Here is a 23320-nt window from a genome sequence, read left to right on the forward strand (position 1 = left end):
AGTTTTTAGCTAATAAAACAAAATCGTGGAGATCCTCAGGCATGATTATCTTAGAAGAACGTTATAGAACACTTAAAGCATCGTAGTATACTCGGCTTTTTACTGGAGATTGTATCAGGATTAATGACCAATAGGTTCCAGCCAAGAAGTCGAGCTTAGATTTATTTGATTCTGAAATCACTATCCTTAAACAATGTTGAGGTTATTCTAGAGATAATTTTTTTAATTTATAAGATGTGTGAATGGCTGCTTCAGCTAGGCTTGAAGCCGTATCCACTATTTTCAAGGCATTATTTACCCTGTTTTTTATAAGAGGACTAATATCTGTACAAGCGAGGAGTAACACCTGCGCTCTTAGAGCCTCGATACAGGACAATATTGAATCCCAAGCCGTCACTACCTCTTTATTCTCAAACCCCTTTTCTTTAATTAATGTAATCAACTCTGTTGTACGGCTGCGCAACTCTGTAGATAAAATAGCTTCTTTCCCTGCCTTATAAATACGCGACTGATAAAACCCTGCGTTAATTGTAGGTTCTGTGCCGATGACTGCTATTTTTGTGTCATCAGGCGTTATTTTTTTGAGGGCACAATCAGCTATATGTAGAATAGGTATACCAGCACTAGCATCTTCCATGTCAGCGTAATACCTGTGGGCTAGATTACACGGAACCGCGATCAGGCCTACCTCAGCTTTAACCAAATCTGCAATACCGTTTCTCAATGCCTGTATCATTCTAGTATCATCAATGGTTCTTCCCGGATAAAAGGGAGTTGGTAAAGAGATAATATGCATTTTGGGGAAATCCATATCGTACTTTGCACCATACAGAGACTGAGATGCGTCCACGAGCATATCGACAAAAGGCCCAGTTGACCTTGGTCCCATTCCAGCAAGCACACCGATTGAACAAGGCATTACGATACCTCTCTATTTTGATAAATCCAGTTAACCAAACATAATATCAACAAAATAAAGGAGATTACTAAAAGTATAATAGAAATACTGAATAGACTATGAAGAGGATTTAGTGATGAAATACCTACGATGATCCCTGCCCCCACCATTGCAATCGCTCCAACGACAGCACCTGCATAGCCTGCTTTCTTACCATACAAATCCATACATCTGGCTGTGGAACTAGGAGTGACAATACCTTCTCCCAGCGCCACTACCATCATCGGTATGATAAAAGAAATAATTGTCGATGGCATAAATTCACTGAAAAGGAACATAAGCAATGAGCCAAGTGCTATAAGTAAGACTCCAATAGTACAGATTACTTTCACTTCGAAATGTGAAGATAATTTAGTGACAATAAAGTTCCCTATCATAACACACGGAACAATAACCAGTGGTATCAAGCCAAATTGCTGTGGTGGCAGATAGAAATGTTCTTGAAGTACATAAGAAGCAGATAACAAAAACACTAGTTCAGCAGCATAACCAAACATATTGAAAAGAGCCATTCTCAGAAATTCACCGTGTAAAATTAGTTCACGATAGTTTAAAAACATCCGATGAAAACTAAGAATATTATTCTCTTCACCTTTATTTTTATTAGTTTCAGGCAAAGTGTAATATACAAAAATAATAAAAGACAATGCAATAATACATAATATAATAAAGTTCATCTTCCACCCTAAATATCCCTGAATAGCACCACCAAGCATAGGAGATATAGCTGGAGTAACAGACATGAACATTACCAATATTCCCATTAATTTTAACAACTTTTTGCCATCAGAGAGGTCACGAGCAATAGCACGAGAAATAGGCCCTACACAACCAACTCCTAGCCCAGTTATAACTTTTCCGATTAAAAATATAACTCCAGACATTGCAAAAAGGCAGACAATATTACCCAGAAAAAATATTATCAATCCAATTAAAACAACGGGGCGACGACCATAATAGTCTGATAACGGGCCATATATTAGCTGAGAAAAACCGAAAGCAAGCAAAGTTAAAGTAACTGAAAATTGAAGGAAAGAATCAGAGGTCCCCAAAGGGACACTCATATGAGGTAAAGATGGAATAAATAATGTATTATTAAACTGACCCATTGCGACCAATAAGACAATAATAATACTAACGAAAATGCTCTCGTTACTTTTATTTGGTAATTGCTGCACCACATTCACCCTTATCAGTAATCAGCTTAATATTTTCTAAATCTTCAAACACATCTTCTGGCCTACCAGTTAAAGTACCAATAGCGGACCAGTTACTCTCACCCAATCCTGGAACAATTGTTCCCATATTAACTGCCAAATGATGTGAGGATTTAGGATTAGGAAGCTCAAATTTGAGCAACCTTGCTGTTTCTTTCTGTCCGTATAAAATCCCAGTCATATATTGACAAGAGGTTTCAGTAAAAAACTCATTTTTAATAACTGGTTTTTGTAACACCGCAATGCTAATTACATGCTCAAATATTTTTACTGGATCGATATTATAGGAAAACGCAATCAGTTCCATAACATTGGTGCCGCCAGGTCTCCCCATATTAGCATCAATCAGCCTAACATCCTCACCATTTACTATGAATTCTATATGAAAAAAACCATAATCATAACCTGATCGATTAATGAGGTTTCTAATAACTCCCTTACATTTTTCATAGACATCATTACCCATTTCATTCTGATAGGGAAACTGATGTTTTACCTCAGTATTACCATATTTGAAACGCTTAGTAGCCCCAATAAATTCAATATTACTATTATAAATATATCCTTCAATACTTATCAACTCGCCATTGAAAAACTCCTGAATAACATATTTATTTGGCTCAAGGTAACTAGGTATTTTATTTAGTGCCGGTTCAATTCCGCGTTCTAGATTCTCAAAGCTATCGAAAGTGAAAGTACCTATAGCTCCTGCCGTTAAACTTGGTTTTGCAATAAATTTTTCTACTCCTGCAGAATTGAGAAATTCTTTAATCTTTACTTCTGGCGTTTCCCCCCACTCCAAAGAAAATGACTGAGGTACATACTCAGGAATTAGCTCATTAACATAGGATTTATCCTTCAAGCTGATAACGCTCTCTGATACGCCAGGAAGGCCCAGTTCCCTGTTAGCTGCCGCTATAATGGCCAAGCGACTATCCAATAAGGTTGTCAAACCTGCAATATTATCCTTCCCCAGACAATTTACTACCCGTTTAATGTCTTCAACCTCTGTCGTCTCACAAAAAATTGCTCTTTCTTTCGCAAGCTGGATTAAGGCATCTCCTTCTTGTGACCAATAATTTGTAAGAAATATAGGCTCATAGCCCAAATTACTGATGGCTTGAGAAATATATGAAACACCTAGAAATGAAGCTTCTACTACAAGAATATACTTTTTCATATTAAATCCTTATTTTTCACGTAAAGGCGCTGTAACCAGCGATCTTTTCCATCAAATTTGGGTTTAAATAATGAACGTCCATGGAGCATTTTATTATTATCAATAACTAACGCTGACCCAGGTGACAACAAAACTTCAAATGCATATTGGTTGCATAGTTGTCTGACCTTTTCAAACAATTCCTTAGATTCTTGCGTACTGCAATGAATTACTCCTAAGTTGAAGTTGAAAGAGTAACTTTTCTTACCACTAAAATTTGCAAGTGACCGACGATAATAAACATCATCTCCGTCTGAAAAAGAATAAGGAGCTCGTATAAGATAATTCTTATCTTGAAGTAGACTAAGTTCCGACTCCGACAAACAGTCTAATACAGATGATACATCCACAAGTGTGGTCGGCACATTTTGCTCATCTCTACTTCTTATAGCTGTCAACAACAGATAGTCTGGCTTATCAGTATCAAATGCAATTTCGGTATGGAGCTCAAGATCCACCTCCGAGCCTGTACCAGATGCTACAGTCTCATTGCCTTTAATTGGATACAAGTCATGAATAAATTGGCCATTATTTTCGGTTTTGTATGCATGAGGACTGCCGAACAAAGAAGAAAGGTATATCAATATTTTTTCTGTAATAAATTTCCCCACTGGTTTTTCTATCATTTTATCAACAGGAGTTTCAGGTTTGTCAAAATCAACAGGAAAACCTGAAACTAAGGCATAGCCATCATTAGAAACTTTTTTACATATATCATCTGATATAGTGTTATGCGGATCGATAATTTCACGAATTTCTTTGCATAGACTTAATATTTCGTGATTCAACCTTAAATCATAGTCTTGAGATATATTTTCAAAGCGGGTCTGAATTTCAGTTGGGATGATCAAAACATTTTTCACCACATCAACATTTAGATTTATGCTACTACTTTGCATTTCCTCTACCCTATTCATATAGACCTCATAAAAGATAAATTATTAGATAGCTTCTTTTTCCTTAAAAAAATCTTTATTTATATTTCGGTTAGGACCAAGATCATGATACTGGACAATATCAAGTATCGAGTCACAACCACTCATATACCGAATAATTCGTTCCAAACCAATTCCAAATCCTGCGGTCTGAATCTGAGATCTATCTTTCCATTCTGCATACGCAGTACTATATGACTTACCTAGTCTCTTAGATTGCTGAAGAATTTCTTCTGCTGTTTTTGGACGGATACCACCAGTGGTTAATTCCCCATAACCAAATGGCAACATCAAATCATAAGTATCATAAGAACCTTCATCATTCTGATGATAAATTGAATCGCGTACCCCTTCAGGATAATCATAAATCCAGAATGGAATATCAAAAAGCTTTGTTAATTTTTCATCTTCTTCCGGTGTAAAGTCTCTTCTCAAATCTGGTGAGTTACCGATAAGGCGATGCCCTTCAGAAAATGTGATTGTTGGGTAATTCGATTTAGCTAGCGCCCTAATATTACGTAATCCTGTTTCTGATTGCGGTGTTATTTGATCTTCTAAGATTGTTTTAGCGAGAGATACAAGGATCTTTTCACCCTGCAGAAAAACATCTTCCATGCTACTTGTACGCCATTCAATCTCAAACTGGAAAAAGTTATATAGATGTTTTCCCGAACTTTCTTCACCGTCCATGACTAGTCTTAGACATGGCGCAACACAATATACTTTCTCAAGAAACTCAAGCGACATCTGTTTTTCAACGACATGGCTGACCGGAAGATAATATTTTTCTTTTCCTTTAACCTGTACATTGCCTGACTCATCTGAGATGACTTGGGGGAGATTTTTATCTCCTAAAACGGCAAACGAATGCTTTGCTCCAGGTTCATAACTAGATGAAATAATAGACGGCAAAATCTCCATAAAATTATTTTCTGCCGCAGCTTTTCGCAACCCATTCAAAACAAGTCCACTCCAAATATAGGTTTCAAGATAAGACAGTGTAGGCTTAGACATTTTTTTCTCCATATAGTATGAAATAAAAAGTCAGAAACATTGTTTCTACTTAACCACATAAAAAACTCATGAATTTCACAAGTAATATTTTAATCAAACCCCAAAACAATTACCCCTCTGATATAAATAATCATCATTTTTCCAAGCCTATCCAATACATCATAAATAATCAACATAAAATTAACTTAATTTTATTTTCAATCACAAAAAATAAACACAATAAACTGTTTTAAATAATGTAATTATACTTAGTAAAAATGTTTTCATTGAAAAAATCACAATATATTACATGTTAACAGTTTATTAACAACAATGAAAAATAATTATCCTTAAAAAAACACATAAGTAATAAATACTTTTTCATAATAGTATGATAATTAAATTCCTGAAAATTTACGACTCCAGAGCGAGAGCACACTGTTTTCTTCTTTTCAAAGATTATTTAATCTAAAATCTTTGATTTCATATAATGAACATCGAACAAAATACAACAAAAAAGAATTATTATTTAGACTGTTATAACAAATCATACAGTCAAAAAATGATATTTACATTACAAGGCTATATGTTAATTAAAGTATGCTTGCGCCTTGCACCTGACTCCCCACAGTGAGAGTGAATTTTAACAGCATGATAATTTTCTACCATTGCTTTTTCGAAAAATACCACCAATAAAATCATGCCGATAACAATATTATTACCCCCTCTATAAAATAAGTTAATCAATCGTCCAAAATGGTATGTATGGACACTGACACAATTCAAGCTGGTTAATAAAACCCATCTAATTAAGCAGTTGAAAATATATATTACGCAGTAATTAAACACCTATTTAATGTTATGCATTAAACAAATTTTAGGGTGTTTTAAAAAGTGAAACACTTTTATACCAAACTCTTATAACCTTAAAAAACAATTACAGATATCAAATTTTGACATATTAACAATCATCAATCGTTAACCACACCAAAAATAAAATATATTTTATTGACTAAAATAGCATAATAATAACTATTTAAAGAGTAGTCGTTTTTCCTATTCACGATAATAAACCAATAAACATTAAGGAACCATTATGAATAATATCAATGTCGTTTCCCATTCACAGCCATTCCTTTCTGACTTTAATGAGAATTGGACCGATTGGCGCTGGCAGCAAAAAAACGCATTACGTGATGAGGCATCTTTACGTACTGCCTGTGGCGGATGGAGTGATGAAGTCACTCAACGCATTCAGCAAAACCTACAGGGGCAAAAAATGCAAATAACGCCCTACTATCTCAACAGGATCTTATCCACCCGCCAATCTGACGATATCACAACACACCCTCTCTGGCGGCAAGTCGTACCGTTCTGGCGTGAAGAAAAGCTCAATGGCTACGATGGCGAATCTGAAAACTGGGAGCTTAATGATGAGATGAAAACCCCCATCTGCCAACATAAGTATGACAATCGCGTTATTTTGCGGATGGTGAATGCCTGTAATTCTTATTGCCAGTTCTGTTTTGAAGCCTTACGAACATTAAAAGTGGATTCAGGTAAATCGAATGCGGGACGCAGTTCCTTTCAGCAATCCCTTGAATACATCAAAAACACGCCTTCCGTGGAAGAAGTCATTCTGAGCGGCGGCGATCCCTTAATGCTGACAGATAACAAACTGGATGAATCGTTAGCCGCCATCCGGGAGATCAGAGAAGACCTGCTGATCCGTGTTCATTCCCGTGCCCTGACGTTCAACCCTTACCGCATTACTGATGCACTCATTGAGAGCCTGAAAAAACACCGTGTTAACGCCTTTGGTGTTCATATCTGCCATCCATTTGAGTTAAGCGAAGAGTTTCAAGCGGCGGTTCGTCGTATCCAAGGTGTGGTACCGATTGTCTTTTCCAACATGCCTTTCCTGCGCGGAATTAATGACAATGAAGAAACCCTCCATAAACTGTTTATCGACCTGTACCGCATGGGAGTGAAACCCTACTATCTCTACCATTTCATGCCGTTCTCTCCCGGCTCCTCAGAATACAAAGCCTCGATCAACGATGCCATTGCCATTATGAGCAAACTCAAACGTCGGGTTTCCAATATCGCTTTACCGGAATATGTCTTGCCACATATGAAAGGCAAATTCACGGTTCCTTTATTGACTAATCCAGAAGAAATACCCCATTTTGAAACTATCGATGGCAAACGTTATTACCGTTTTATCAACTGGCGAAACGAGCAGTGTGAATGGTTGGATAACTAAGTTAATTGTTATTTTTCATCTCATTATAAAGCCTATTTATTTCAAGGATGCCAAATGAAACCAAACGCAATTTTGTTTGTTGATATCGATGATGCCAAAGTTCCGCGCTATAGATATCGGGAAGCCCATTTCACCGCAGCAAAAAACAGGGGAATGAACTGCCTAACAGCGGCGCTGCAAGGACGCCAGCACACAGAACGTCTTTATGCTGATAGCGATGACGTTTTCTATCTGGAATCACTGACACAGGAAGCCTTGCAGGATCTTGTCAGCACCTTGCAGCAAACCTATACCCTGCGAGGTATTTTATGTTACGCAGGCCAGGCATCTACCTACGGTCAAGTTGGCTGTATTGTTGCAGAAGTTTGTCACCATATTGGTTTGCCAAATGCGTCAGCTTCCGCAATTGCGGCCTGCAACAACAAGTTTTTGATGCGTCAGGCTTTGCAAAAACAGGGGGTCAGATCAATACGCCATGCACTGTGCCACACCGAAGAAGAACTCTATTCACAAGCCAAAATGGTTGGCTATCCCTTAATTGCAAAACCGCCATTTGGAGCGGGTTCAGTCTTTATCAAAAAATGCCGTGACTGGCCTGAACTTCAAGCACACTATCACGCATTCACGACTCACTATAAGCACTCGATTTACGTCGATTTTATGGGAAATAACCAGGAATGTGTCACTTCAGAGGAAGGAAAACAGGTCAGCATTCCGGGCAAGAGCCTGCTACTGGAAGAATATATTGAAGGTATAGAAGGCTCTGTCGAATGTGTCATTAGTCAGAACCAAATCCATCCGGTATTGATCAATGAAAAATTGATCCTGACTGAAAAAGAGAACACCGTACTGGAAAACTTGCTGATTTGCCCGCCAGTATCATTTTCTCCTTCAGAGCAAGAACAAATCAGAGACTATGCCGTCACCTGTATAAAAGCCGTTGGCTTAAACTATGCCATTGTCCATCTTGAATTCCGCATGACCCACGATGGCCCTGTCGTTATTGAAATTAATCCACGCCTGGGCGGGCTATTTGTAAATTCCTGTTTCCGTGATATCGCCGGATTAGATCCGTACTCACTCTATCTCTCCATTCTCTCACAAGAGCAGGACATTGATACGCGGATAAACCTCGCCCAACAACGCGCTACAACGGCTAAACAGCATTATTCGATGCTGGCCATGTACCCGGAAAAAAGCGGGCATTTTCAAGGCATTGCAAACATTGAGCACATGAAAAACCATCCGAACGTGATCGAATGCATTCCCCACCCCGCTGACTGCGATATCAATGCAGAAACGGAAGAACATTACCTGCTCAGATGTTGGGCAAAAGTAGACGATGCCGCTGATGCCCATGCATTACACCAAGAAATGGTTGAGCATGTTCATCCCATTATCGTCCCCATTCAAGGTAGCCAAGATAGGCAAATGACAAATATATCGGCACGTTTGATGAATGAACACTATTGTCACATTCCACATTTCAGTGAATTAATTTCCTGTGATCAAGAAAAAGTAAAAACATTCAAAGAACATTGGAATCAACTGGTTTTAGATCAGAACTTTAAAGATTACACTCATAGAGAAAGGCGTATCCTGCGCTATTATTATCATCCTGACACAGAAAACCCACTTCAACTTAATCGAGACACTGAATACCACTCATCCATCACCTATGATATTGAATACAAACAAGGCGCTAATCAACTTAGCTATGCTAAAGAGGAATTTATCACCCATCCCATCATGCAGGGTATTCTGGCAACCGACATTGCGATTTTAGGCGATCGATTAGCAAAGGAGCATCGCTATGCGATCGATATTCACCCATTTCGGGTGAAAGCCCAAGCGGGCAAAGAAAGTCCCACGACGTCCGGAATTCATCAGGATGGCCAGGATTGGATCTTTATGCACTTTATCCAAAGCCACAATACTGAACCGGTGACTTCCGAAGTCCACGCAACAGCCCGTGACGCTCCACCTTTATTACATACCGCAATGGAACACTTTCTTGAAACACTCGCAATAAATGATAAACAACTTTATCATCGAGCAAGTAATGTTCGGCAAATATCGCCTACAAACGCGGCATTTCGGGATCTATTGCTGGTCACTTTCCGGCAACTTCCTGAATAACAAGAGAGCTAACAATAATGTCAAGTCAGGAAAATAGTTTGAATTTGCGTGGTTCAAGACTTAATGCCTTACTGATCGTCAGTGCCCGGTTCGTCTCCGATTTTGGCGCATTCCTGAATATGGTGGCTTTATCCACCTATGTTTACCTGCTCAGTAACAGCGTCATGCACGTCAGTATTTTTCTCGCCTGCCGTGTTGCCGGTGGCATCATCGCCAGCCTGATCGGAACACCCTTTTTCAGACGATTTGCGGGAAGATGGCCGCTGGTCTTTTTTGATCTGGTGCGCGTTATTTTGCTGTCTCTGCTATTGGTGATCCCCGTTTCACAACAATTGCTGATTTTGCCGATGATCGCCTTTGGCATTGGTTTAGGCAACTCAATGTTTGCTATCGGGCTGAACAGCCAACTGCCTTATTGGGTACATGCCTCCCAACGCATATCAACTAACTCCTGGCTCACCTCCGTGGCTGCCACCGGAGCCGTATTTGGCAGTCTGGTATCGGGGCTGCTGGTTGCAAGCAGCGGCTATGAAATGGTATTTGCCGTTAATATCGTCACTTATCTGCTGGCAGCGTTCCTGATTATACCCCTGCGTTTTCTCTCCTTACCGGAGCAGAAAACATCAAGAGAACTCGGTAATGAATGGCGTGAATTACGTCACGGTTTGCGCGGTGCCCCCATGCTGGCGGGTATGCTGTTCCTCAGTCTGGCTGACACACTGGGCAGCGCCGCCCATAACGTAGGCTTTCCCATCATTTCAAAATTGCTGACCCCCGATGATATCAGCACCACAATGGGGTTACTGCTGGCAACATGGGCGATAGGGAAATTCAGTGGCGCGCGATTAGCCAGCTACCTGCTGCGCAGCCGCAACCTATTGAAAATGGAGAAACTGTTCTTTATCGGTGTGGCTCTGATGTCGACGGGATTTATCCTCACTTTCCAACAAAGCAGCGTATTCTGGCTATTGCTGTTCGCGGTCTGGGCAGGAATTGGGGATGGGATCGCAGAAGTCAGCCTGATATCACGGGCACAAGGTGAACCGGAAAGTTTACGCCTGCCGATTTTTAGTTTGCTGACATTATTGCAAATGACCGGTTTTGGGATAGGTATGCTACTGGTCGCCCCGTTCTATGTCTGGCTGCCCCCTTCTATTGTGATCCTGATATTCCACGGCTTACCACTGACGATATTGGTACTGGTTTTGTTGTGGGTACGGCGTATTACGCCCAATAAAGCGTAATTATTGGACATTGAATAATCAGCACCGATAAGAGGATTGCTCTGCGGTGCTGATTTTTGATGATAAATATATGCATTGCCGGATTAGCTGCTTTGTTCTGTCTGCGTTTTTGAGTCAAGCATCATACCCGGTGGCCCCAGTCTATCCAATTCAGCTAAGATTGCTGAAATCTGGGATTCCCAATCTTCAGGTCTTAGATCTTTACGTAACCAAGGTAATATTTCTCGTCTTTTGAAATCTACAGAACTGACAGATTCTTTTCCTTGTAATAAATATTTAGACATAAACTTCAACATGAAATTATTATATTCTATAGAATTTAACATAGAAATACTCGGAACAAAAAAACAAGACATTAACTTATTTTCTTTATTTAAACCATAGACTTCAAACCTAATAATGTTATTTTTATTTATAATACCCAATTCAGAATAGCGTGATACATAGACTCTGCCTTTTCTCCAAGAGTAAAAAATTTTCTTTTTACGATCAATAATAAAATCAGCAGGTTTTTTATGAAGAAAAACAAAATAAAGCAGAATAATATTTATTATTAGCAAAGACAAACCACCGCCAACTTCAAAAATGAAATATCGTCTACTACGCTCTTCACCATAAATACTATCTTTAGAATAACGAATATAAAAGTATTTAAATAAAGAGATGTCTTTACTATTTGATATTATTTTTAATGATTTTATGTGTTCAGGTGCTTTTGGGTCTAAAAAAAATTGAGATCCATAGTTCCTCTTTGTGTTTTCCACATACTCAATGAGAGCATTTTCATTTGCATTCCATTTTTTGACAAAATTATTAATAAAAAAAACAAATCCTAATATAAACCCTACCGCTATAGGAAATAGAATCTGTTTCCTCATCCTATTAATATTAGGGCTAAAATGGCACTCTCTACTATTAATTGAATCCAAGAACCCCACATCTTTAATAGTAGTGCTATCCAGTAAGTTTAATTTTTTTTCCAATAAAGAATAACAGAGCGCAGGTAAACGTTCTACAGGTAAAGAATCAACCTCAACAATCCCAAACGTGTTGTTAAACCATTTTTTTATTAATTGCTTCATTTAGCGTAATACCTCATTGTCATATCCATAAATTGCATTTTTAAACTCCGGTTTTTCTGCCCATAAAAAACGCATAGGAGAAATAGTATCTTTTGTCGGCATATAATACCAAAAAACATCTATATATATCGAGTCATTCATATCCATCTCCACAGTTAATGTAGTTATACCATTTTCTTCATTATCAATTAACTTAGAAAAACCAACATTAATTACCTCCTCAAATTTACTCTTTGCGATATGATATTTAGGAATATTTATTTTAGATGCCATATATGGATTATCATCATTAATACCAGTAACTAAATAAGAAGGAAATATATTATAATATAGCTCTGATTCTCCCCATTTAAAATCAGGTAAAATAAATTTATATTTTATTTTACCTTTTTTATCGTTTTCTCTTTTTAAGACCGGCACAATAAAGCGATTCAAAAATTCCCGACACTCTACGATGAATGCATTTTGGATGTTTTGTCCCCTATATCGTACAAAACCAAGCTGGGTATCTAAAGAGAGACGATCCATATCCCAAAAAGCATATCTATCTCCATTACCCCAAAAGCAATTCTTTAACAAAGTTTCAAAGTTAGCCTGACCAAATATAATTAATCCCAGTGTTCCACCAAGTATTGCAGAAACACCTAACCAGAATAAAACACTTGTACCCAAAGTCATTCCTGCTAGGGCTCCACCAGCTAACCACCATGCTACAGCCATCGTTGCAGCTCCTGCACTTATCGCAAGATGGGAATAACCTTCTGGATTATTACCTACGTTGAAAGAATTAAGCGCATCATAATAAGAAAGACCGGAACTAATAAATCCTGTTGCAACCACCACCCCTCTGCTTGCTAGCACCGCCATTAATTCACCATTTACTACCATGTTACGAGATATTGGATCCAATAATGCTTTTACCGCTAGACTATTCATCTTCTCAGCCAATCGCGTAGCAGCTCCAAGAGCTTTTCCTGTAGCTTCAAAGAAACTCTGGGCTGCAATTAACCCTCCTATTACATTATTCATATATGTAACAAAGAAATACAGAGGTTGTTTATTTAATTTAAATGGATCATTTCTATCAAAACGAGACATTGACATTAATGAGTATAATGTATAACTCTTCATAAACAAATCCACTCCACTTAAGCTACAATTCAACAAGTGGCTAATGGTTTTATTATCGTATTTCATTAACTTAAATTTAAAATTAAATTCTTTTCTTTTCAATTCAAGAGTTGAAACTTTAATCTTTAGATCATCATTATAATTATTAAGTCTGTTAGACCAATCAAATATTTTTTTTCCTGTTAATTTTTTTAAACTAAGTTCAACATTAGCCGTATCTTTACTAGTTTTACCATAATTTCCTTTTTCTTCTGTTTTTTTCAAAAAATCATAATATTGTTTCTCTGTTAACTCAGTATATTCACCTCTTTTTATTTCGAACCCTAATGTACCCAAAATTTTAGGAATCAATATATCCGTTATCTGTTTAACACTAGATGAATGTAATTTCAACACTCCTTTATATGACTTCTCTTGTGCAAATACAAAAAATCTGGCCAGCAAATTTCCAGTCGCACTTAATATTTTATTTATTCCTTGAATGAGTATTTTTGCTACTTGTTCCTTGTCAGCGCCAGCATGTCCCAATGTATTCACAATTCCATTATTGACAACAGCCCATGAACTGCTTTCTTCTGCAGCTAGCTCTCCACCTAAAATATGTTCCAAAACCATAAATCCTTCTTCTGAACTATTTAATGGTTCCAGCAATTCAGACAGTAAAGTACAATATATTTCAAATTCTTCAGCATCCTCTGCCATAATAACATCCTTGTTTTCAGATAAAGAGAAAAAATATTTAAAATAATGAGAAAGTCCACCTAACTGGTCTGAAACACCTTTTTCCTCAAAGAATGATTTATATAACTGAAGCAACTCTTCTAATTTCTTTCCTGTACTATTTATGGGGTAATTCAATTTTGGCCACCAAACTTTCCAATTGTACTGATCAATACATTCGTTAAAATATTTCTTAATCTTAGAATCATTGGATTCAGATATTTTTTCTACAAATTGGCCTATAGTAATAGGATAGCTGTAAGTAGCACTATAGCCTGTTCGCCACAATGCAAGTAAACTATATGCCATCAAAATATCACGCTGATATCCTACAGGATCATGCAAAATAATTATTTTCCCTTTATCCTTATAGTGAGGACAAAGTAAAGACTCCATTTGCTTCATAAGAGTATAAGAACTCAATCTATAAGTATCCTGTGTGGTCACATCACTTGGGCTAAATGATGATAAGTCAGGACCTAACAATCCATGTTTGTAGTATTCAAACTGTATTTCCTCAAGTTTAAAATCCTCAACTAAATAATTAAAGTTATACCCGGTCGCAGTTATAGCATGAGGAGAATGACTATCGTCCAGATCAATTAACTGCATTGCTCCGGCACGAAAAGATACATCATTATCCATTTTTTCCAAAATAGATTGCGAAAATGGAACTTCACTATAAACAATACTAATTTTTTGCACATCCTTACGAATAGACAGAAAAGGATAAGCTAATCCAGCCCTACCACTAGCTGGCCGTATTTCACCCCAAGATGAATTATCTTTTTTTCGTTCATATTGGATAAAATTTTCAATTATTCCCTCTTTTCCTTTTATATCTACGGTTTCAGGTTGATATTTAAAGATAAGTAGATCTCCTTCCTGTTTAGAGACTCGCGTTTTTAACAAACCTTCTTCTTTCACATATATCCAACCAGGACGGAGTATTCGCGCAGCATATCCCCTTCTATTTCGCAAAGAAAGTGAGTTTGTTTGATGCATTAACGTACGAATATCAGGAGGCAATTGTGCTTTTTCTAAAGTTTCGCCAAAAAAATTCACATAACCATATCTAACCGGATAAACTGGTTGAATATTGGTATCACATAATCTGACTACTGTGTCCATATCTAGATCATGAGGGAGTTTTTTATTAGCCTCATCAACTTTCTGTCTAAAATCCGCATCCGATGTTGTTGCAGATTCTTTTGTATAAAACATATAGTTATCTATTTCCATTTTTATCCTCTCCTTATGTTATTTTGCAATCCGATGCTGAAAACAATATTCATAACAACTCAGCGCCCGTACCTCTTGTGCCTGTGATCCCGCACATGCATGCTCCCACGCCTGCTGCCACAGTTCCTCATCATGGCGAGCCAGACTTCTGGCGGCGACCAGATAAAGAACGGAACGCTGATGGGCAAATCCGGCCAGACAAGCCAGGTTACTCTGTTGCAGTACAAAAGCAGGTAGTTGTGCTTTCTGCTGTGGTGAAAGCTCAGGTTGTGTCTCTTCGATAAACGTCACTATTTGACCAAGTGCACGCTGCTGGGTTTGTTCTGCAAGACTCGTTATTAAAATTGGATTGAGGATCACCGGGGCCGTTTTATCCCTATCCGGCACATTTTCAGCCAGGGATAAAGCGTAATACTGCGCGGTCTGGGGATCGAAATACCCGACGTTTTTGATTGGATGCATAAAGTGCATCAACTGCTCATCAGGCAAACTTTTCAGTAGTGGAATTAATCCCAGTGGAACGTAGAACCGATAGAACATCCATGTTTGCTGCTGTTCATTTTTCAGATAAGTGAATTTACGCAAGTGGTTACGTAACACACTAAAAGGCTGGTCGCTGTCAATAAAAATGCCCAAGGCAGATGCCGCCGGTCGGGTAATCGTCTGCCGGAAACGGGAGTACACCGCCTCATTTTCCGTTAATTCCACCAGATAAGGGGCGCTGTCTTCCAAAGTGACTTGTGTTTCCCCCTGAAACAAACTTTCCCAACGCAGGTTGGAAACCATCAGATCAGCGATAAGAAAACTGCCCGTCACCTGACGATAAACCGCAGCATCCAACACAGCATAACGATATTTCGTCTGGGATTTTTCCGGCATGCTATCTGCAACGGCGAATTGCAATGCACCCCGCTCTACAGGCAGAGGTGAACTGTTATTACGTTCGTTCAGCGATATCACCCGCTCTCCCGGTTCCTGCCCTTGCCGGAAGTGTCGCAATAACGGCAGTTCCTGCCGGGAAGTGGTCGTGAGGTAATCCAGCAATGGCTGAATGGCGTGGTATTGGCCGGGCGAGTGCCCGGCATTCAGCAAATATTCCACCAGCTCAGAAAGCGCCTGACGCTCACTTTTGGCATGGATCATCGCCTGTGCAGAGAACTGTTCACCCTCTTGGGTCGTGAACGAATAATCCACCACCCAGTACTCAGAACAATCGGGTAACCAAGACATTATTCAGATGACTCCTTGAGCTTTTTGGCTTTTTCCCGGCAATCTTCGGCCATTGCCAAGCCTTCATTGGCCGAACCGTCTAAAGAAGGCACTGAACCCGGGCTCCCCCCCGTGACCGACACATCCCCTTGCAGGGTGATTTTTCCGGTGATCGTCACCCCGGCACCATCCAGCTTAATCGACCCCGCCTTGCCTTTGATCAGCACGGATTCGCTGGCCTGTAGGGTATGGACTTTCGTCAGGCTCTGGATGTTGTTGACGACATTCAGAGTATAGTTGTTGTTGATTCTGGCGGTTTTGTCCCGTCCCACTTCTTGCCGGTGATCTGCAAAGATATTTTCCTGCCAGTTGTTGTTAATGCGGGTCTTGCGATCTTTGGTGATGGTTTCAAACTGGTTCAGGTCAACCTGGATGTGCTGTTCATGCATGATCCGAATGAATTCATCATTACCCACTTCATGTTTACGGTCATTCAGCACATGATGGCTTTCATCGTGGCCGACACGCTGGGTTTTATCGTGGTTAATCTGAATAAGCTGATCTTTCTGGGCGTGGATATAAATCTCTTCACTCCCTTTGGCATCTTCAAAGCGCAGTTCGTTAAAGCCTTCCCCTTTATGGGTCTGCGTTTTAAAGGTCGTGCGGGTTTTTTCGGCGGGTAAGTCCAACGGTGGGCGGTTACGTCCGTTGTAAGTACAACCTGTGACGAGCGGACGATCGATATCCCCATTGAGGTAGGAAATTATCACTTCCTGACCCACGCGTGGAATGGCCATAAAACCATAGCCATCACCGTTCCAGCCCTGCGCAACACGCACCCAGCAGGAAGCGCGATCATCCGCTTCGTCATAGCGGTTCCAATGGAAATGAACTTTGATGGCACCCTGTTTATCAACGTAGATTTCTTCACCTTCCGGCCCGACGACCGTTGCCACTTCATCCCCATCCGCCAATGGCTTGTAACGGAATGGCGGACGCCAATCCTGTCGCCCCGGAATAAAGGAAACGGTGTTGGTCAGTGTGGTTCCTTCTCCCGCATCCCCGGAAGCCTGTGGCTGACGGCCATGATGCGTCACGCTGACCACCTGCCAGCGATCATTCATGGCAGCAATCGGATGAGATTGCAGGAGAAAAATTCGCCCCGGCCGCAATTTGATGCAGTTGGTATTTGCCTTGCCGACTTTGCTTTGGTTCTGCAACTGTTCCAGACGCAATTGGGTAAAGGGACGGCCTTCGGCATCCATTTGAAAGCGTCCATAACTTTCAAATACAGAACGATTGCCACCGTTTTCCAATGCCGCAGCATGTTGCAGGGGATAGGAAGGCCGAAGGAAGTTATTATCCTTGTGGATCGTCTCATCCGGGCACAGATATTCGCCATAATTCCACTGCCAAGCGGTTGAATCGCTGTCATCCGTGTTCGGTTGGGCGTTATAAGTCAGGGTCAGCGCGGCCAACATGCCAAGATGGGAATTGCTGTAAAAAAGTTTTTCCTCTTCAGACCAAAACATGATGCCTTCTTCGGCTGCCAGCCGGCACCAAAAATCATAGGCAGATTCACGTTTCTGAGTGATATATTCCCGTATCGAATGTTGTTGGTGGTCGTTGTAAAACTTGCTGTCTGCCTTGATGCGGTGCTCTTTCAGTAATTGATTGAGAATATCGGGCACAGATTGGTGGTGGAAAATCCGGCTGTCCTGATTGAGTGTCATCAACCACATTTCCGGGCGGATAATAAAAGTGTAATAGGTTTGCCGGCCATCGGTATTGCCCTGTTCCGCCCCCGCCACGACGCCATTGACGGTGCGTTCAATGACACCATTACGCATAACCGTCAGGGAGGCGCTGGCTCCCAATTGTTCACTCAATGCCACGTTGTCAGAGGCACTCACGACGGTCATGGTCAAATGAAAAAGCTGCGACAGCCCTTCCTGCAAGCTGAAATCCACCACCTGAAAAGTGGTCTTGGATAATGCGCCGATCTGACAGGTAAAAACTAATCCATCCATTGTAGAAACTCCTTACATAATTGAGCGATAACCTTGAATCATTGACGGGGCCAGATACCATTCCGTGCCCGAGGGCTGGCTAATCACGCACATTCTCAGCCACGAGCCCTGGGCAAGGCAGAATGGGAAAAATTGATAGAGGGAATTGGCAAAACGATACATTTCACCGGCATGGGTATAAGCGGTTTCATCCAATACCAGAGTGATCATCAGACAACGGACCGGCCTGTCCCTAATCAGCCTGTCACCCCATTTTGCGTCTATACTGGTGATGCCATCGATCATGCGACGAATATTTCGGCTGCTTGAGCGGTCACTGTCCGTATACAGGTCAAAATCTTGTAACCACTGTTTGACTGAAGCCGTCATCTCCAACAAATAGCTACCTACAGAATAATGCGACAGTAAATTCCAGTGACGGCGGCTATCCATAATGGGTGGGTAAGTGTGTGAAGTCGGTGTGATATTTTTCAGTTGGAAGACTTCGGGGACCTTCTCCCCACTTAAACAAATCTCCCCCAACGCCAGCGGAGCCTGATTCAGCTCAAAACCATAAAAATGGCAGATGAATTCACATTCAGGCGGCTCCCGCATGAGTTGCGCCTTACTGTCATAGAACACCAATTGGTACTGAATCTTACCCAGTGCATCACTCGTTATTTCAAGGGCATAAAACCAAGCATTATCATATTCAGGGTGATAACGTTCCATGCCGGTAAGCAGGCTGACCGGATAGAATAAGTATTCATTTCCCCGGATTTCTTCTTCTGTATTTGGCTCGCTTTTTAATTCAATGCCTGCGATATGCAGAACGCCTTGTGTTGGAGCCAAGGGTAAGCAATAACGGGCTGTCCCGGCGGCAAAAGGAAGGGTGATCTGGCTGTTTCGCACTATGTTGACCACTGGCGCACAATGAAGCTGGAATGCGGTGGATATTTGTTCTGCTGACAACGGCAGAAGGGTATCCAATGTCAGTACGACACTAAATTCGCGATGTTCTGCCAGTTTCAGCCGATGGGTCATGGTGGGTAACGGCAAATTCAGGAATTGGTTGACATGCGGTAAATAGAACGATTCCACCAGCAATTGTGGTGCCCAGTTATCTCCCACAGCAGAAGACAAAACCAACCGGGAGGCCCCTGAGCGGGGTTCAAATCGCTTCCAATGGGCTTGATAAACTTGCCCATTGTGATGCAATTCAGCACCGCAATAATGCTGGCTCAACCCCAGCATCAATGTATCAGACACGACTTCATCACTGCTCAAAAACAGGCTAACGGGTTGAGTTAACCACTCTTCTTCTTTGCCGACATAGCGGAAATTCAAGGTGATTCTGGTAGTTTTCACCTGATGCATAATTTCACGTGATACCAGCGTTAGCGGCACAATGGCACATTCACGGCAAGTCACATAGGGTTGTCGGTTATAGGTATAAACTTCCGTTCCGGCAGGAATGGAAAAATCGAAATCCCCCCGTGCTCCACTATCGAATTGAATAATGCTGGTGGCAGGAATGCCTTTCAGCGGCTGTGCCCGCAATCTTTGCAATAACGGTTGGGTTAATTCAGGAAATGCATCATTCACTTTCTGACCCAAACGCGCCATCAGTGCGGCAAAACCTTCATTCAGCCTTTCCACATCAGGATCTCGCCCGCTGAACGTATCTCTGAGATGCGGATTCTCCTCGCTCACTATTTTTCCCCGTTGCCTCAGGTAATCAAGTTCCCACTGATAATAATATTCAAACGAATTCACCACTCACTCCTTTTCCTTTAAAGCCAAGCGACACGTCGTGCCCGTTCTCATCTCTGGCTTAAATAAGATGAAACAGGTAATAGAAAAAACAGCCACCCTCTTTACAGCGGGATAACAGGTTAATTTAAGATAAAGCCAATCTCAGATGTGCTAAATTTAAAATAAAACGGGTTTTATATAGAATAAACAACCTATAAGCCTTTATTGATTAAAAGATAAGTTCAAATGTTAAGTCATGGCAAAAATATGTCAAAACAAAAAACAGCCAATAACGCCAGAAATCTCCGACAATAATTTCATTATCATGTCCAAATTTTCATTCAATCGGAATAATAAGCTAAATTAGAAATTGAATTTAAAACATTGGGATATAAAATCGAGAAAAGTTAACCTAACACAATGAATTGACTGCAATCCACTGAAAAAAGAGGCATTGATCACATTACGTTAAATTTCACTCTGTGAAAAATAAAAAACAGATGCCAAAATAAAATTCCAACAGATGATTAATAACATTGAATTAATAACAATTATAAACTTATAATATAGAAATTAGTGCATTATGCAAAAACCCGTCAAATAATAACCAACAAGTCTTTACTCAGTCTGCTGCAATTTAAGCCCATTGACTGACTAATTGACGCACAATGAAGCAAGCTAACGGCTACCGCCTTTGCTGACTCAATGATAAGCAAGATCAAAAACCGCGACAAAAGTCATATTTTCCTACTTCATGAAACCGATTAAATGAATAGCAAGCGCCTCTCACATTCTATCTAACATAAATTCGTTACCCTGTCTGTTATGATCCCTTCCACACCATAGCGCTCACTCTGTGATTAAAAAAATCCAATCATCACAGGTAGTAACCACATTCTTAAATACTGGCTAATTTCACCACTCTTGGTATCGTTTAAATATTAAATTTCAAACTTTAAAATTAGCACCGGGATAATTAAAACATTCTTCGGTGCTATTTTTGGAATAAAAAATCACTCACTATATGACTATTTTTTCCCACTATTATTTAGGATCCGTAGCCCCTTTCGGTGGCCCAAGCCTATCCAATTCAGCTAAAATTGCCGTAATTTGAGCCTCCCAATCTGCAGGTTTTGGATTTTTACACAAAGGAAACAGGCGTGGCCGACGCTCAAAATCCACTGAACTGACAGATCCCTTTCCTTTTATCAAATACTTTGCCATAAAAGCCAATAAATATTTCTTGCTGACTATATCATCCGGTAAATGCGGAATTTCAAGCTCAAAATCATAAATCATAAGTTTATTATTCTTGTCAAATCCATACACTCTTAAATACAAAATATCATGGAGATTAACAATATCTACCTGCGAGTAACGCGCAACATACATTTTCCCTCTACGCCAGCTATAAAACAGTTGTTTTTCCCGATCAATAACCAACGGGGATATTTTACGAAGTAAAGAAAACACCCATAAATGAATTAAAATCATTGTAATAGAAAATAGGAAAAAACCACCATCGAGTAACAAATCTTTTCGAGCAGTCGATTTACTATAAAAACCATTATCCGAATAACGAATATTAAGATATTGAAAAAAAGAGATATTCTTTGCATCAGCAATATACTCGTAAATTTTAAAATCATCTGGCAATTTAGGATTTAGATAAAAACTCTCCCCATATCTCTCTTTAATATTACTAACAACTCTTAAATAAGAATTCTCATTAGCATTCCATGATATAATGTAGTCATCAATAAAAAAATAAAACCCTAATAAAAAACCGGCTAAAGAAGCCAGTAAAATTTTTTCACGATAATTACTTCTTCCATATCGAATTTCACATTTTTTTTCATTAATGAAATCAATAAAACCCTCTGCCTTTATTTGCTCTTTATCCAGTATGCCAATATCTTCATCCAAAAAAGGATCACCCACGGTTGAGAACCGGCTAATTCTGATATTAGGGTTGACTTTGGTTTTAGCCTTTTTGGTTAGCCACTTTTTTATTGAGTTGATCATTTATCACCATTCCTCATCATAATACTCATAACATCAGATCACTTTATCCATTATCGTGTCGATTAAATATATTTTTGAAATTTAAACTTAGCACCGGGATAATTAAAACATTCTTCGGTGCTATTTTTGGAATAAAAAACACTCACTATATGACTATTTTTTCCCCACTATTATTTAGGATCCGTAGCCCCTTTCGGTGGCCCAAGCCTATCCAATTCAGCTAAAATTGCCGTAATCTGAGCTTCCCAATCTGCGGGTTTTGGATTTTTACACAAAGGAAACAGGTGTGGACGACGCTCAAAATCCACTGAACTGACAGAGCCCTTTCCTTTTATCAAATATTTTGCCATAAAAGCCAATAAATATTTCTTGCTGACTATATCATCCGGTAAATGCGGAATTTCAAGCTCAAAATCATAAATCATCAGTTTATTATTCTTGTCAAATCCATACACTCTCAAATACAAAATATCATGGAGATTAACAATATCTACCTGCGAGTAACGCGCAACATACATTTTCCCTCTACGCCAGCTATAAAACAGTTGTTTTTCCCGATCAATAACCAGCGGGGATATTTTACGAAGTAAAGAAAACACCCATAAATGAATTAAAATCATTGTAATAGAAAATAGGAAAAAACCACCATCGAGTAACAACCAATTTCGAACACGTGATTTATTGTAAAAACCACTATCCGTATAATGAATATAAAAATATTGAGGGAAAGAGATATGCTTTGCATTGGAAATATACTCATAAACTTTATCATTATCGGGTAATTTAGGATTTAGATAAAAATCTTCTCCATATCTCTCTTTAATACTACTAACAATTCTCAAATGAAATTTTTCATTCGCTTTCCATGATGTAATAAAATCATCAATAAAAAAACAAAACCCTAATAAAAAGCCGGCTAAAGAAGCCAGTAAAATTTTTTCACGATAATTACTTCTTCCATATCGAATTTCACATTTTTTTTCATTAATGAAATCAATAAAACCCTCTGCCTTTATTTGCTCTTTATCCAGCATGCCAATATCTTCATCCAAAAAAGGATCACCCACGGTTGAGAGCCGGCTAATTCTGATATTAGGGTTGACTTTGGTTTTAGTTTTTTTGGTTAGCCACTTTTTTATTGAGTTTATCATTTAGCACCATTCCTCATCATAATAC

15 protein-coding genes and 1 pseudogene are annotated in these 23320 nt (G+C 39.5%); 4 read left to right on the forward strand and 12 right to left on the reverse strand.

The window, feature by feature from the left end:
- Positions 1 to 54 precede the first annotated feature (54 nt).
- Positions 55 to 200: pseudogene (locus Xbed_RS20645) on the forward strand (IS982 family transposase); the annotation flags it as partial.
- A 2-nt stretch (positions 201 to 202) separates the two neighbouring features.
- On the opposite strand, the gene Xbed_RS02810 reads toward Xbed_RS20645, so the two are convergent.
- The 5 genes from Xbed_RS02810 to Xbed_RS02830 are packed head-to-tail and all read right to left on the reverse strand — an operon-like array spanning position 203 to position 5343.
- Positions 203 to 919, reverse strand: coding sequence for an aspartate/glutamate racemase family protein (locus tag Xbed_RS02810; protein WP_086111433.1), 717 nt, complete (start codon positions 917 to 919; stop codon positions 203 to 205).
- Complete coding sequence (locus Xbed_RS02815) at positions 919 to 2136, reverse strand: multidrug effflux MFS transporter (protein ID WP_086111434.1); 1218 nt, start codon at positions 2134 to 2136, stop codon at positions 919 to 921. The genes Xbed_RS02810 and Xbed_RS02815 overlap by 1 nt, the downstream gene beginning before the upstream one ends.
- Positions 2117 to 3355, reverse strand: a complete 1239-nt coding sequence (locus Xbed_RS02820; RefSeq protein ID WP_086111435.1) for an ATP-grasp domain-containing protein — start codon at positions 3353 to 3355, stop codon at positions 2117 to 2119. Before Xbed_RS02820 ends, Xbed_RS02815 begins: the two co-directional genes overlap by 20 nt.
- Positions 3352 to 4293 (reverse strand): TauD/TfdA family dioxygenase, encoded by a 942-nt coding sequence (locus Xbed_RS02825; protein WP_208612179.1) that lies wholly within the window; start codon positions 4291 to 4293, stop codon positions 3352 to 3354. Before Xbed_RS02825 ends, Xbed_RS02820 begins: the two co-directional genes overlap by 4 nt.
- A gap of 42 nt (positions 4294 to 4335) precedes the next feature.
- Complete coding sequence (locus Xbed_RS02830; protein ID WP_208612180.1) at positions 4336 to 5343, reverse strand: amino acid--tRNA ligase-related protein; 1008 nt, start codon at positions 5341 to 5343, stop codon at positions 4336 to 4338.
- A 1075-nt stretch (positions 5344 to 6418) separates the two neighbouring features.
- Between Xbed_RS02830 and Xbed_RS02835 the strand changes: the two genes are divergently transcribed.
- Genes Xbed_RS02835 through Xbed_RS02845 form a run of 3 tightly spaced genes read left to right on the forward strand, consistent with a single transcriptional unit; the run spans position 6419 to position 10971 of the window.
- A complete protein-coding gene (locus Xbed_RS02835) occupies positions 6419 to 7588 on the forward strand; it encodes a KamA family radical SAM protein (protein WP_086111438.1) in 1170 nt (389 codons plus the stop codon).
- A 54-nt stretch (positions 7589 to 7642) separates the two neighbouring features.
- Entirely contained in the window at positions 7643 to 9727 is a 2085-nt protein-coding gene (locus tag Xbed_RS02840; RefSeq protein ID WP_244182392.1) for a 2OG-Fe dioxygenase family protein, read from the forward strand.
- Between the two features lie 17 nt (positions 9728 to 9744).
- Positions 9745 to 10971, forward strand: a complete 1227-nt coding sequence (locus tag Xbed_RS02845; RefSeq protein ID WP_086111439.1) for an MFS transporter — start codon at positions 9745 to 9747, stop codon at positions 10969 to 10971.
- A gap of 83 nt (positions 10972 to 11054) precedes the next feature.
- On the opposite strand, the gene Xbed_RS02850 is transcribed toward Xbed_RS02845, so the two are convergent.
- The 7 genes from Xbed_RS02850 to Xbed_RS02880 form a co-directional block, all read right to left on the reverse strand.
- Positions 11055 to 12053, reverse strand: coding sequence for a hypothetical protein (locus Xbed_RS02850; RefSeq protein ID WP_086111440.1), 999 nt, complete (start codon positions 12051 to 12053; stop codon positions 11055 to 11057).
- Positions 12054 to 15146 carry a toxin VasX gene (locus Xbed_RS02855; RefSeq protein WP_086111441.1) on the reverse strand — a complete coding sequence of 1031 codons (3093 nt, stop codon included), beginning with the start codon at positions 15144 to 15146 and terminating at the stop codon, positions 12054 to 12056.
- Positions 15147 to 15164: 18 nt separating this feature from the next.
- Complete coding sequence (locus Xbed_RS02860) at positions 15165 to 16376, reverse strand: DUF4123 domain-containing protein (protein WP_086111442.1); 1212 nt, start codon at positions 16374 to 16376, stop codon at positions 15165 to 15167.
- Positions 16376 to 18385 (reverse strand): type VI secretion system tip protein TssI/VgrG, encoded by a 2010-nt coding sequence (gene tssI / locus Xbed_RS02865; protein WP_086111443.1) that lies wholly within the window; start codon positions 18383 to 18385, stop codon positions 16376 to 16378. Before tssI ends, Xbed_RS02860 begins: the two co-directional genes overlap by 1 nt.
- Before the next feature lie 12 nt (positions 18386 to 18397).
- Positions 18398 to 20140, reverse strand: a complete 1743-nt coding sequence (locus tag Xbed_RS02870; RefSeq protein ID WP_167371859.1) for a type VI secretion system baseplate subunit TssF — start codon at positions 20138 to 20140, stop codon at positions 18398 to 18400.
- Positions 20141 to 21163: 1023 nt separating this feature from the next.
- On the reverse strand, positions 21164 to 22144 hold the full coding sequence (locus tag Xbed_RS02875) for a hypothetical protein (RefSeq protein ID WP_086111445.1): 981 nt from the start codon (positions 22142 to 22144) through the stop codon (positions 21164 to 21166).
- Between the two features lie 170 nt (positions 22145 to 22314).
- The gene (locus Xbed_RS02880; protein WP_086111446.1) at positions 22315 to 23295 is read right to left on the reverse strand and encodes a hypothetical protein; all 981 of its coding nucleotides are present in this window, start codon (positions 23293 to 23295) and stop codon (positions 22315 to 22317) included.
- Positions 23296 to 23320: the final 25 nt, after the last annotated feature.

This window comes from Xenorhabdus beddingii, assembly GCF_002127545.1.
Lineage (GTDB): Bacteria > Pseudomonadota > Gammaproteobacteria > Enterobacterales > Enterobacteriaceae > Xenorhabdus > Xenorhabdus beddingii.